The 13390-nt window shown below is 67.1% G+C and carries 11 protein-coding genes; 7 read left to right on the top strand and 4 right to left on the bottom strand.

The window, feature by feature from the left end:
* The first annotated feature begins 157 nt into the window (after positions 1-157).
* A complete protein-coding gene (locus tag OHA42_RS03495) occupies positions 158-1837 on the top strand; it encodes an NTF2-like N-terminal transpeptidase domain-containing protein (RefSeq protein WP_406234503.1) in 1680 nt (559 codons plus the stop codon).
* 429 nt (positions 1838-2266) lie between these two features.
* Positions 2267-3766: a serine hydrolase domain-containing protein gene (locus tag OHA42_RS03490; protein WP_406234501.1), complete on the top strand. Its 1500-nt coding sequence runs from the start codon at positions 2267-2269 to the stop codon at positions 3764-3766.
* A gap of 97 nt (positions 3767-3863) precedes the next feature.
* On the opposite strand, the gene OHA42_RS03485 is transcribed toward OHA42_RS03490, so the two are convergent.
* Positions 3864-4244, bottom strand: a complete 381-nt coding sequence (locus OHA42_RS03485) for a DUF3054 domain-containing protein (protein WP_406234499.1) — start codon at positions 4242-4244, stop codon at positions 3864-3866.
* A gap of 131 nt (positions 4245-4375) precedes the next feature.
* Positions 4376-5896 carry an adenylate/guanylate cyclase domain-containing protein gene (locus tag OHA42_RS03480; RefSeq protein ID WP_406239060.1) on the bottom strand — a complete coding sequence of 507 codons (1521 nt, stop codon included), beginning with the start codon at positions 5894-5896 and terminating at the stop codon, positions 4376-4378.
* A gap of 278 nt (positions 5897-6174) precedes the next feature.
* On the opposite strand from OHA42_RS03480, the gene OHA42_RS03475 reads away from it, so the two are divergent.
* From OHA42_RS03475 to OHA42_RS03460, 4 genes are all read left to right on the top strand, one after another.
* Positions 6175-7395 carry an AI-2E family transporter gene (locus tag OHA42_RS03475; RefSeq protein ID WP_406239058.1) on the top strand — a complete coding sequence of 407 codons (1221 nt, stop codon included), beginning with the start codon at positions 6175-6177 and terminating at the stop codon, positions 7393-7395.
* Entirely contained in the window at positions 7376-8551 is a 1176-nt protein-coding gene (macS, locus tag OHA42_RS03470; protein WP_406239056.1) for a MacS family sensor histidine kinase, read from the top strand. The genes OHA42_RS03475 and macS overlap by 20 nt, the downstream gene beginning before the upstream one ends.
* Positions 8552-8616: 65 nt before the next feature.
* On the top strand, positions 8617-9249 hold the full coding sequence (locus tag OHA42_RS03465) for a response regulator (RefSeq protein ID WP_406239054.1): 633 nt from the start codon (positions 8617-8619) through the stop codon (positions 9247-9249).
* Between the two features lie 289 nt (positions 9250-9538).
* The gene (locus OHA42_RS03460) at positions 9539-10213 is read left to right on the top strand and encodes a DUF1707 domain-containing protein (protein WP_406239052.1); all 675 of its coding nucleotides are present in this window, start codon (positions 9539-9541) and stop codon (positions 10211-10213) included.
* A gap of 5 nt (positions 10214-10218) precedes the next feature.
* On the opposite strand, the gene OHA42_RS03455 is transcribed toward OHA42_RS03460, so the two are convergent.
* Positions 10219-11358 carry an alkene reductase gene (locus tag OHA42_RS03455; RefSeq protein WP_406234497.1) on the bottom strand — a complete coding sequence of 380 codons (1140 nt, stop codon included), beginning with the start codon at positions 11356-11358 and terminating at the stop codon, positions 10219-10221.
* A 65-nt stretch (positions 11359-11423) separates the two neighbouring features.
* Here OHA42_RS03455 and OHA42_RS03450 point away from each other — a divergent pair, with 65 nt between their 5' ends.
* Positions 11424-11810: a MerR family transcriptional regulator gene (locus OHA42_RS03450; RefSeq protein WP_406234495.1), complete on the top strand. Its 387-nt coding sequence runs from the start codon at positions 11424-11426 to the stop codon at positions 11808-11810.
* A 178-nt stretch (positions 11811-11988) separates the two neighbouring features.
* Here OHA42_RS03450 and OHA42_RS03445 read toward each other — a convergent pair whose 3' ends face one another.
* Positions 11989-13179: a helix-turn-helix domain-containing protein gene (locus OHA42_RS03445; RefSeq protein ID WP_406234493.1), complete on the bottom strand. Its 1191-nt coding sequence runs from the start codon at positions 13177-13179 to the stop codon at positions 11989-11991.
* Positions 13180-13390: the final 211 nt, after the last annotated feature.

Here is a 13390-nt window from a genome sequence, read left to right as displayed (position 1 = left end):
AGAACACCGTCCACGATTGGCCTCCCGAGCGCAGGACTTCGGGCACAATTGGGATGCTGAGCATGGGTAACGTCCTCGGTTGCGGTGGCACCGCAGGCAGTTACCTTCAGGTACGGTGGTCTTGTTACCGGAGTGACAAGAGTGAAGAGTGGGCGACATGGATGTGAGGGGATCCCGCCGCTTTCGCGTCCGGAGCGCTATCGCACTCGCGGGGGCAGCGGTGCTGGCTTTCACGATGGGATCGTGTGGATCCGAACAGACTCCGAATGAACCCGAAGCGGTTGTCGAGCGCTTCACCGACCTCCTGGACAATCAGGACCACGTCAAGGCATCGGAGCTGACGTCGTACCCGAACGCGGCCTCCGCAACGCTGAAGCAAATGTTCGAGGGCCTGCGGCCGGGCAAGGTCGACTACAAAAAGACCCAATTCATCAGCCTGGACGCCGATGAGGCCCTCTTCAGCATGGATGTCGAGTGGAACTTCGGCGAGAAGAAGAGCTGGAAATACAGCCTGCAGGGCAATGTGCGGAAATTGGCGATCGGTTGGCGGATCTCCTGGGATCCCGCGGTCGTCATGCCGCAGCTGGGTCACAATCGAACGGTCCGGTTGGTGCGCACCACCCCCTTGCCTGCCCCGCGTGTCACCGACATTGTCGGTGAACCGTTGATGACCGAGCAGATTATCAACGTGATCAAGCTCGATCCTGCCAAGTTGCCCAACCCGATCGCCTCCTCCGACGCGCTGGCCAAGGCCATCGAGCCGGTCGCGCCGCTGATCACCGGGCCGGCGCTGATGCAGCAGCTGTCGAGCTCGCAGGGCAAGCCGATCGTCGCGGTGAACCTGCGCGAACCCGACTTTGCCATCCTGGAACCGTTGATGGCCCCGATTCCGGGCGTGGTGATGGAGAAGCAGCCACGGCTCATCTCCGCCGATCGCCGGGTGTGGTCGCCACTGCTGGACGCGCTGCGCAAGGTGCAGCAGGACAGCCAGGAGGCGCACTCCGGATGGGGCGTGCAGATTTTCGAGCAGGACGGCCGCTTGGTCGGCCAGATCGCCGGCGAGCAGGGCCCGCCGGGGCCGGATATCGCGGCCACCATGGATCAGCGTCTGCAGCGTGCCGCCGAGGATGCGGTGGTCAGCGCGGCGACACAGGCCTCCATCGTGGCGATTCAGCCGTCCACCGGCGCGGTTGTCGCGGCCGCGCAGAACAGCCAGGCCAGCGAGCACGGCCCGGTCGCGTTCACCGGCCTGTACCCGGTCGGCGGGAACATCGAACTGTTCCGCAATATCGCCGCGGTGACCAAGGGTAAGGCGCCGCAGGACATCTCGGTGCAGGATGCGGCGGAGTCCGCGACCATGCTCGGCGTCGGCGTCGATTTCAAGGTTGCCGGACTGGACGAGGTCACCGGACGCCTGGCCATCGCGGGCCGCAGCGCCGAACAGGTGAGTCAGGGCGGCGGCAACGACGCGGTGCTCGCCAGCCCGTTCGGGATGGCGATCGCCGCCGCCGCGATCGCGCGCGGCGCGGTGCCGCCGCCGATGATCGAGGTCGCGCGGCCCGGCACGACCGACGCGCAATTCGCCGCATTGACCCCGGAGATCACGGATCGACTGCGCGGCTTCCTGCGCGACGCCGCGGGTCGGCCGGAGGTCGCGAGCCTGCGCGGCTACCGCGACGTCGCCGGCTTCGCCGCGACTGCCGGACCGGACGGCTGGCTGATCGCGAACATGGGCGACCTGGCCTTCGCGATTCATATCAACGATGTCGACAGCAGCGACGCCACGGCGCGTATGGCTGCTCGATTGCTCCAGGCGCTGGTCAGTCCCGAAACGTAAGGATCGCCGAGGCGGTCGGTCGGTTCGTGCGCTCGAGGCAGCCGAGTCCGCCGGTCGGTCACTCGTATCCGCGGGATTGCGGTCGTGCCGGGCGGCTTCGCTCGGGCGTCTGGTGTCCGGTCGAACTCTTGCGCGACGAGTAGGCGTGCAGCGCGCTGTGTACGGGCTGCGCTCGTCGCCTGCCCCATCCCGCCGCGCTGTCCGTGCCGGCCTTCGAGGCACAGACCTGGTGCACGTCTGTGACGCTCGCACAGAGATCGTCGCCGGGGTTTCGCGGAGCTGCCGGGCCTGAGCGCAGCTGAGCTGATGTCGCTCTGACCTGACGATTCGAGAAAAACGATGTGCGCACTTGAACACGGCGTTCCATTGTGCGTACAGTGTTCGCAGGCCAGAACATCGTGCGCAGCGATGGGGAGCAAAGGAGAGATCATGTCGAAGAACATCAGCTGGGACGCCACCGGTAACTGGGAGGCCAAGGGCGACTGGGGAACCGCGAGCTCCGGGAACCAGGTTGTTGCGGCCGGGCCGGTCGACCGTCGCGCGACGGCCGTCGATGGCTTGGACCTCGCCCATTGGCAGGCGCGACTCGATGAGCTGCGCGCCGCCCATCATGTGCCCGGCGCGGGGTTGGCGTTCCTGGTCGACGGAAAGGTCTATGAGCTGGCCAGCGGGGTGCTGCATCGCGACACCGGCGTGGCGGTGACGACCGACTCGGTGTTCCTGTGCGGTTCGATCGCCAAGGTCTACACGGCCACCATGATCATGCAGCTCGTCGATGAGGGAAAGCTCGACCTGGACGCGCCGGTGATCGATGTGCTGCCCGAGTTTGCGGTGCCGGATCCGGAGGGCACCAAAACGATTACCACCCGCCAATTGCTGTCGCACACCGCCGGATTGACCAACGACTTCAACCTGGACACCGGCCGCGGTGACGACTGCCTGACCAAATATGTTGCGGCGGCCCGGGAAGTGGCACTGGACTGCCCGCCGGGGACCGCGTTCTCCTATGGCGGCGTCGGCTATGTCGTCATGGGCCGCATGATCGAGGTGCTGACCGGAACGACCTGGGATCAGGCTGTTCAGGATCGAATTGCCACCCCGCTCGGTCTCGAACGCACCGTGACATTGCCGGAGCAGGCACTGCGGTTCCGCACCGCGATGAGCCACCTCGGCGAGGCAGGCGTGGACCCGGACCCGGCCCCGGCCTGGGATCTGATGCCGCGTTCGGTGGGCCCCGCGGGCCGAATCATCTCCAGTGCAGGCGATATGGTCCGGTTCGCGCAGATGCATCTCGCGGGCGGCGCCGCATCGGACGGCACCCGTGTGCTCAGTGCCGAGTCCGCCGCGGCAATGCAACGGCGCGAGATCGATTGCCCCGACAAGTGGACCGTCAGTGGTGACGGCCAGGGCCTCGGCTGGGTGCTCAACGACTGGAACGGTGTCGGCGGCTTCGGTCACGACGGCGCGGCCATCGGCCAATACGGCTACCTGCGCATCGTCCCGTCGGCCGGGGTGGCAGTGGTGCTGCTGACCAACGGCGGCGGCGCCCGTCAGCTGTATGCCGACCTGTTCCGGGAACTGCTGCGGGAGCTGGCCGGGGTGACCATGCCCGAGCCCTTCGGGCCCGCCGCAGCGCCGCCCGCGATCGACATCGCACCGCACATCGGCACGTACAAGCGCGCGGGCGTTGTCATCACCGTGAGCGAGCGAGACGGCAAGGCGCACATGCTCTATGAATTCGTCGACGACATGAAAGACATGTCGCCGCCCCTGGATATCGACCTGATCCCGGTGTCGGAGACCGTGTGGGCCGGTACCGGCGCGGGCCCCTCCTTCAGTGAGGGCTACATGCCGGTGATCTTCTCCACCCTGGCCAATGGCATCCCCTGCGTCTACGTCGGTACCCGGGCCACGCCCAAGACCGCCTGATCGAGTGTGAAACCCCAGCCTCGCCGACCAGTTCGGCGGGGCTCGGTTGGCTGAGCCGGGCCGGTCCGGTGGGCGGTGCGCCATGCGAATCGACGTGCTAGTTCAGCGCCTTGATCGCCGCTCGCCAACCCAGCAGGAACAAGGCGAGCACGGTTGCCGCGACCAGGACGAAACTGATTGCCGTGCCCTGACCACCGACCACCCGCAGCAGCATGCCGCCGCAGAGGGTGCCGAGCCAGACCAGAATCCCAGTGGGCCACAAGGCGGTTCCGTCGAAGCGGCCGTCACGTTCCGCCGCACCGGACATGCGACTGGAAACGACGATCGCAATCACCCAGCCGATTGCAAGACCGATGGCGAAAGGCCACAACGTTTTCAGCAATCCGGTGAGTACCGCCTCGTCGTGACTGCGCCGTCCGATCGCGCAGAACAGGATGACCAGCAGTGCATCGACCGCCAACGGCACCAGTTTGTTCACCCGCGCCAGCGTAATCGGGCATCGGTGCCACATCGCGCCGCGACACCTGCCCCGGCGCATTGCCGCCGAGAGTTACCGCGTGAAATGTGCCACGCTCCGGCTCAGGCTCGCCCGTTGGCCACAACCCGGGGTCAGCCCAACGAATCGGCCGTTTCGCTGTCTGTGGCGGCGTGCGGGTCGATGCCATCCTGCGGCCAGGCCAATCGAGTTTTTCTGCGCCGTCCGCGCAGCTGTACCTCGTCGCCGGTTTCCCAGAGGTCCTGCTCACTCTCATCGGCGAAATACAGCGCGCTCCCGGAGGCGAGTACACGCCCCGGTTGATCTTTGGCCAGTTCGGTCAGACGTGATGCTTCGTTGACCGGATCACCGATCACCGTGTATTCGAAACGGTTTGCGGCACCGATATTTCCGGCGACGGCAAGCCCCGCCGAAACACCGATACCGATATCGAGTCCTGGAACTTCACGGAGGGCTTCGCGCAATTCGCGGGCGGCGGCGAGCGCGGCGGTCGGCGCGTCGGGGCGGTCCAGCGGGGCGCCGAAGATGGCCAGGGCCGCGTCGCCGACGAACTTGTTGACGAAGCCGTGATGACGGTCGATGACATCGACGACGACCCGGAAGAACTCGTTGAGCAGGCTCACCACCTCCGTCGGCGGCCGCTCGGCCGCGGTCGCGGTGGAACCGACCATGTCGACGAACAGCACGGCGACGAATCGCGTTTCGCCGCCTAGTTCGGTGCCGTAGTCGAGGGCGCGCTGCGCGACTTCCTCGCCGACGTGCTGGCCGAACAGCTCCTGCAATTGGCGGCGCTTGGCGGCCTCTTCCATCATCCGGTTGAACCCGACCTGCAGCAGACCGATCTCGCTGCCGTCGAAGACTTCGACCTGTACGTCGCGGGCGCCCTCCTGCACGCGGTCGATGGCCTGGCTGAGCTGGCGCACCGGGTCGGAGATGCTGGAACCGGTGAGCATCGACAGCGCGAGCGCCTGCATGATCACCACGCCGCACAGCAGCAGAATCGAGATGGCCAGTGACTGCGCCGAGAACTTCACCTCCGAGGAAATCTGGGTGACGCACAGCAGCACGATGGCGATGGTGGGCGCGAAGGTGCCCATGCCCCAGGTCATGCCCATTCGGGTGCCGACGCCGGGAGTCAGCGTGTGATCGAAGGTGCCCTCGGTCAGCGCCTCGGCGGCGACCGGGCGCAGGATGCGTTCGCCGAGCATGTAGGTGAAGCCGAACACGATGGTGGCGGCCATGCATTCGGTGACGATGACGGCCCCGGCCAGTTCGGGCGCGTCGACGATGATGGTCGCGGCCAGGATGGCGCCGCCGACCAGCCACAGTGTCAGGTGCACGATGGCCTGCCGCAGCGGTGCATGCAGCGCGGCCATCTGCTCCTGTCTGCTCGGCGGACCACCGCGCATCTGCCAGCGCATCACCGGGCGCAGCATCAACGCCGATGCGCCCAGGCTGAGCAGGCCACCGGTCACGAAGACCAGGACCGGGATCAGCAGACCGGTGCGCCGCGCGCCGGCAGGCTCGCCCTCGGGGACCGGAAGTCCGTACTGAATGAATGCCCAGACCAGGACCGCGCCGAAGGCATTCGCCAGCAGCATCGATGTCAGGTACAGCGGCCAGCGCGTTCGCATGGTCTGTTTGACCGCTTCCAGTGGCGCTGACACGATCACCAATCTAGCGTTTCGATCATGTGAGCATGTTCGCGGCGCTGCTCGGCCATTCGGTGGCCGCCTCGCCTCCGCTAGGCCCCGGTCGGCCCCGCGTTCGCCCGGCCCGGCCTACGGTCAAGGACGAACATCGGCCGCCGTCGCGCACTACGCTCGTGATCGTGACCGACCCGAATCCGAGTTCGCCGCGGACAGGTACTGCCAGTCGCTCTCCTGCCGATGCGGTGCACCCGTTGGTCCGGATGACCGCGGCATGGTCGTGGCGGCTGTTGGTCATTTTCGCGGTGGTGCTCGCGCTGTCGGCGATTGTGCAGAGACTCGCGACGGTGGCCATCCCGCTTGCCATCGCGCTGCTGGCCGCCGCGTTGCTCGCGCCGCTGGTGGACTGGATGCAGCGGCTCGGGGTGCCGCGGGCGGTGGGGGTTTTCGTCGCGCTCGCCGGGTCGCTGGGTCTGGTCGCCGGAGTGCTGACCTTTGTCGTCGAACAGTTCGTCGACGGTGTGCCGCAGCTGTCCGACGAGATCACCCACAGCATCCACCAGGTGCAGGACTGGCTCATCAACGGTCCGCCGCATCTGAGCGACGAACAGATCCGCAATGCCGGTGACACGATCGTCAAGGCGATCCGGTCCAATCAGGACAGTCTCACCAGCGGGGCGCTGACCACCGCGACGGTGATCGGGCACATTCTCACCGGCACCTTCCTGACCCTGTTCATCCTTATCTTCTTTCTCTACAGCGGCGACCAGATCTGGGAGTTCGTCACCAGGATCGTGCCGACGCCGCACCGGGAGCGGGTCCGCACGGCCGGGCAGCTCGGGTTCGGGACGCTGGTCGGGTTCGTGCGCGCCACCGTCGCGGTGGCTGCGGTGGATGCCATCGGCATCGGTGCGGGGCTGGCGATCCTGGGGGTGCCGCTCGCGCTGCCGTTGGCCTCGCTGGTGTTCATCAGCGCGTTCATCCCGATCATCGGTGCGTTCCTCGCGGGCACCGTCGCGGTGTTCATAGCCCTGGTGACCAAGGGTTTTGTCACCGCGCTCATCGTGCTCGGCATCATCATCGCGGTGATGCAGCTGGAGAGTCACGTGCTCCAGCCGCTGCTGCTCGGCCGTGCGGTCAGCATTCATCCGCTTGCGGTGGTGTTGGCGATCACCGCGGGTGTAGTGCTCGGTGGCATCGCCGGTGGTCTGCTCGCGGTGCCGTTCGTCGCGGTGATGAATACCGCGATCCGGTCACTGCTAGCCGACGGTCCGGAGGAAGTCTTCGAGGAATTGCAGACCGGGGAACCGGGCCGGATGTACGCCGCCGAGCCGGACAAACCCGAGCTGGGCCGGTTCGATGTGGCGGCGATGCTGGCCGAGCCGGTCGAACACGAGCAGGCCGAGCCGTCGGGCAAGCCCGAGTCGCAGCGCCGGCGAGGCAGTCACGTGGACGAAGTCGATGATGCGGCCGTCGACGACTGACCTCAGTCCGACCGACGCGGCGACCGCACCGCTGTGGCGTGCCGCGCAGGCGCTGCGGCTGGTGACCCTGCTCTATGCGGTGGGGCAGCAGATCGCGTCGGTGCCCTACTACCAGAACCAGCGGTTGAGCTGGGTGCTCATCGCCTTGATGGCAGTGTGGTCCGGCGCGTCGGCGCTGATGCTCTCGGCGTGGCATTTTCCGGATGTGGCGCGGCTGCGCCGGTGGGTGGTCCTCGGCGACCACGTCGTGGTGATCGCACTGATCGCCTCGACCCGTCTGGTCGCCGATTACGGCTGGTACCACGGACATCAGACGCTGCCGACCACATTGTGGGCCGCCAATGCGGTGATCTCGGCCGCCATCCTGCGCGGTCCGATCGGCGGCGTGCTTTCGGGGATGCTGATCGCGGCGGTGATTGTGACGGTCCGCGATCAGTGGGGCCAGGACGTGTGGGCCGATGCGACGGCGCCGGTGCTGGTCTCCATCGGCTTGGCGCTCGGGCTTGCCGCCAATACCGCCCGCCGTGCCCAGGGCCAGCTCGAACGGGCGGTCCGGCTGACCGCGGCCGCCGAAGAGCGCGAACGACTTTCGCGTGAGGTACACGATGGCGTGCTGCAGGTGCTCAGCTACATCAAGCGGCGCGGCAGCGAAATCGGCGGTCCCACCGCGGAGCTGGCGCAGCGCGCCGGGGAGCAGGAGGTGGCGCTGCGGGTGCTGATCTCCGAGCAGGGCGGGCGCCAGGACGCCGGCGGTGCGGATATCGATCTGCGCCCGCTGTTGACGGTGCACGCGACGCCCAAGGTGTTTGTCTCGACGCCGGGCCAGCCGGTGTTGATCGGGCGCTGGACCGCGCAGGAGATCGCGGCGGCTGTGGCGACCGCGCTGTCCAATGTCGCGCTGCACGCCGGGGCCGACGCGAAAGCGTATGTGCTGCTGGAGGACACCGGTGACCAGCTGATCATCAGCGTGCGCGACGATGGCGTCGGGATACCGGCCGGGCGATTGGCCGAGGCCGAAGCCGAAGGGCGGATGGGTGTTTCACGATCCATCGTGGGCCGGATCGCCGCGCTCGGCGGGGCGGCGGACCTGCTGACCGAGGCCGATGGCGGGGTCGGCTTCGGTACCGAATGGGAATTCCGGGTGCCGCGTGCCTGAGCGGACAGTGCCGACACAGGAGGTATGGCGTGACCGATGATCAAGCGGCCGAGCCCGTTTCGGTGATGGTCGTCGACGACCACCCGATGTGGCGCGACGGCGTGTCCCGAGATCTCGCCGAGGCCGGATTCGAGGTGGCCGCCACCGCCGACGGAGTCGGATCCGCCACCCGGCGGGCGGCTGCGGTGCGCCCCACCGTGGTGCTGATGGATATGCAACTGCCCGACGGGAACGGCGCCGAGGCCACCGCCGAGGTGCTGCGGGTTTCACCGCAGAGCCGGGTGCTTGTGCTTTCCGCGTCCGCCGAACGCGACGACGTCCTGGATGCGATCAAAGCGGGCGCCTCGGGTTATCTGGTGAAGAGCGCTTCGGTCGCCGAGCTGATCGACGCGGTCCGCGCGACCGCTGCCGGGCAGCCCGTGTTCACACCCGGGCTCGCCGGCCTGGTCCTCGGCGAATACCGCCGCATGGCCACAACTCCCGCACAGCCCGACGAACCACACCGGCCCGCGCTCACCGAACGGGAGACCGAGGTGCTGCGCATGGTGGCAAAGGGCCTGTCCGCCAAACAAATTGCCGCCCGCCTCAACCTCAGCCACCGCACGGTGGAGAACCATGTCCAGGCGACCCTCCGCAAACTCCAACTCGCCAACCGAGTAGAACTCACCCGCTACGCGATCGAACAAGGCCTCGAGTAGCACGTAGCCGCGCCAGCGCGGGAAACGGCTGCAGCCTGGCTCGAGCGGTACCCGGCTGCGCCATTACGCGAGTTGGCCCGCCACCGAACGAGCCGGGCGCGTGCGGGGTCTGCGACTCCGTAGCCGTTGCGTGGTGTGGATCGTGAGCGGGTACGGAGCTGGGCTGGTGCGACTGAAGTCGTGCAGAGAATCCGGGATCGCCCTGATGTGTGGGGTGTGGGGGATCGGTAACCTCGGATTCATGGGCGGACCCGAATCGGTAGCCGACGGTGTCGGCCGCGGCGATGTGGTGGGCAACAGGGAGTTGCGCGTCTCCGATGCCGAGCGCGAGCATGTCGGCCAGTTGTTGCAGCGCGCGGTCGGGCTCGGCATGCTGTCGCTCGGCGAGTTCACCGAGCGGATGGACACCGCGCTGGCTGCCAAGACTCGTGGCGAACTCAATGTCGTGCTCATCGATCTGCCCGGTGTTCGGCTGGTCGGGCAGCCTGCCGCGGCGCCGTCGACCTTCGGTAACGCCGCGCCGTTCAGGAATTCCGCGTCGCCGTTCACCAAGCGCGGACCAGTGACCCCGGTGCCGAGCCCCTCGCCTGCGACGCCGGGCCATGTGATCCGCAGCCGCTTGTCCGGCGTCCATCGCCGTGGGCCTTGGCAGGTGGCGCCGTCGCTGCAGACCAACACATGGCTCTCCGGCGTCACGCTGGATTTCACCGAGGCGATCATGTCCACGCAGGTAGTCGAGCTGCATGTCGACGATTACTGCAGCTCGCTCACCCTGATCGTCCCGGCCGAGGCCACCGTCGATCTCAATGCCCTCGACCTCATCGGCTCCAGCGTCAACAACAAGGTCCGCACCGGTCCGCCGTTCGGTCCACTGCACCTGGTCGTGCTCGGCCGGGTCCGCTTCGGCTCCGTCACCGCGAAGCACCCGCTGAGCGCGCATTGGCGCAAGCTCATGGAGCGCTGAGGTCCTCAGGCGCCGGCTGGTTCGAGCAGTGCGTTGCGCTGCTCGGCTGCGGCCAGCGTCGGGTAGTCGGTGTAGCCCTCCGCGCCGCCGACGTACATGAGGTGGGCATCGCGGACGGGGTTCAGCGCCGCACCGGTGCGGAGTCGTTCGACCAGATCGGGGTTGGCCAGGAAGGGCCGACCGAGGGAGATGAGGTCGGCACCCGCGGCGAGCAGCCGCTCGGCCGCCGACTTGCCGCCGTCTGCCGGGAGCGGGACGCCCCAGCCGAGGTTCGGATTGGCGATCACCGTGCTCGGCCAGGCCTTCCGGAGCTGGTGGAAAAGGGGCTGGTCGGGATCGGCCCAGACAATGTGTAGATAGGCCAGACCCTTGTCGGCGAGCGCATCGACAAGGGCGGGGTAAATGGCTTCGGTATCGCCCTCGTCGATATCGTTGACGGTGTTTCCCGGCGAGATGCGCAAGCCGACCCGTTCGGGTCCGATCGCGGCGGCGACCGCTTCGACCACCTCGACGGTGAACCGGATACGGTTGGCGATCGAGCCGCCGTAGCCATCGGTGCGGCGGTTGGTGTTCTCGGCCAGGAATTGGTGCAGCAGATAGCCATTGGCGCTGTGCACTTCCACTCCCGCAAAACCTGCCTCGATGGCGTTGCGCGCCGCGGTAGCGAAATCAGCTATGGTGGAGTGGATTTCGTCGTTGGTCAGCGCGTGCGGGATGACCGCGTCCTGATGTCCGGTCGGGGTGTGGATTGTTTCGCCGAGTGGGATGGGCGACGGTGCGACCGGGGTCAGACCGCTGTTGTCGGGATGGCCGACCCGGCCGCCGTGCTGGAGTTGCAGGAACATCCGGCCGCCCGCGGTGTGGACGGCGTCGGTGACTCGCCGCCAGCCCGCGATATGTGCGGCGGTGTGGATGGCGGGAATGTTGGTGTAAGTCTGGCCGACCTGGTTCGGCGTTGCGGCCTCGGCGATGATCAACCCGGCGCCGGCGCGCTGGGCGTAGTAGGTGGTCATCAGGGTGGATGGGGTGCCGTCGGCCTCGGCGCGGTTTCGGGTCATCGGCGCCATCACCAGGCGGTGCGGTAGTTGTAGGGCGCCCACTTCGGCGGGGTCGAAGAGGCTCGGAACTGCTGCTGTGTTCTTCATACGAGTACGGTAAAACCTGACATCTATGTGAAGTTCAAGTCCTACGGCGAAATGCGAGGTAGTGGATGCGAATTGGCGAGTTGGCGCAGCACACCGGAGTCAGCGAACGATCGTTGCGCTACTACGAGGAGCAGGGATTGCTGGTGGCCGAGCGCACGCCCGGCGGGCATCGGGACTATCCCGAATGGGCGGTGGACCGGGTTATCCACATCCAAGAGCTCTACGCGGCGGGCCTGTCCAGCAAGAAGATCGCCCAGCTGCTGCCGTGCATGCGCGACGTGGACGGCGGTGCCAACGAGTTCGCGACACCGGAATTGGTCGACGAACTTGCCGCGGAGCGGGACCGGATCACTCGGACCATCACCGATCTGATGCGTTCACGCGAGGTGCTCGACGAGGTCCTGGAGCGGGCCTCGGAGCGGTTCCGGGTCCCCGATTCGGTGTCCGACTAGAAACACGTGGGCTGGCGCATTGCGTCGGCGGATCGACACCGATCCGCCGACGCGCGCCCCTCCGCCCCGGTGGCCCACCGCTACGCGCCGGGGGTGACCCCGTCGTCATCGCGGAGGGAACGCTCGCGCTGGTGCGCGACTTCGAGGCGTATGCGGCCTGATCAGTGCCGTTCGGCGCTCAGGTATTGACCCCGATGCGACGAGCGAAGGCACGCAACGGGACTCGACGATCATGATCGAGGAGTTCGGAGACGATGTGCCGGGGCAGGGACTGGTATTTGATCCAGTCCGCGCCACCGACCCGCTCCGCGTTGAGTAGCGCGTCGAGGGCGCGTTCGGTCTGCCCGGTACGGGTCAAGGCGACCGCGGTGTCGGTGAGATGGCGGGCGCGGGAGGCTTGCGGGAGGCTGCAGTTGGCCGGCATGTCCTTCGCGGCGGCGAGAGCTTCCGGATAGCGCTCCGAGGACACGTTGACATCGACGGTCTGCATGACGACCTGGGAAGGGCCGAAATAGGTTTCGTAGTCGTGGCGATCACCGCCGATGCGCAACGCGACCTCGCCCGCCGCTTCGATCAGCGTGCGTGCCTCGGGCACATTCTGCGCTCGCCCCGCCGCGGTCGCGCCCTGCAATACCAGGGAACCGTAGGCCGACAGGTGCGCCGGGGTTTCCGCACCCTCGGGCTCGAGGTTCGCGGCCGCACGCAGCGCGACCCGGCGGGATTCGTCGTACCTGCCTTGCACCAGTAGCTGCCAGGCCACCGAGCCGCGAATAGTCGCGAGCAGCAACGGGTCGTTGCCCTGCTCGGCTGCCACGAGTGCTTGCCGGATCGCCAGGAAGGCCGGGTCGGTCTGGCCCAGGTGTACCAGCGTGCAGCCGGTGACCCAGTACATCCTGGCGAGCAGTTCGTTCGCGGGCGCGACCATGCCGTTGCGCGCCGCGTGCACGGTCGCGCGGAGCTGGACCAGACCCGAGGGCAGAATCGAGCTGAGCAGCTCGTAGCGGCCCGCCCAGTACGCGCCCCATGCGTAATCGACTGCGCGACTGCCCTCGTTGTGGGTGACCGCGTGCTCCTCGGGGATCTCGCCGAGCAGATCGTCGACGGGGGTGAGCGCCCTGCGGATCGCGACGATGCCCGCGTCGGGATTTCCGGAGGGAATGCCATGGCGTTTCCCGACCAGGTCGGAGATATCGACGTCCAGCGCGCGCGCCAACTTTTGCAGGCTGGCAATCGAGGCGGTCTGGCGTCCGCCCTGTTCGAGCTTGCGCACCAGATCCACGCTCACACCGGCCTGATCGGCGAGTTGACGCTGGGTGAGCGCCTTACCGCGGAACAGCCGGATCCGCACGCCGATCGACGAACCATCCATGAACCCGAATCCTTTGTTACGTCCACGTTTCAGGGTACGACGCTAAAGGATTGCGCTCATCAAAAGTGGGACATTGCGTACGACTCGTTCACCCGTAGTTGGAATACCGTTGCCTTTCTGCAACTTTCACAGCAAAGGGCGGCGGCAATGACAATCATGCCGAACACGGCCGTGCGGGATCGAAGCGCCGATCGCGCACTGGAGCAGGGGA

Source organism: Nocardia sp. NBC_01009, assembly GCF_045208035.1.
Taxonomy (GTDB): domain Bacteria; phylum Actinomycetota; class Actinomycetes; order Mycobacteriales; family Mycobacteriaceae; genus Nocardia.
The sequence above is the reverse complement of the archived record's forward strand: the minus strand, read 5'-3'. Positions and strand labels throughout refer to the sequence as shown.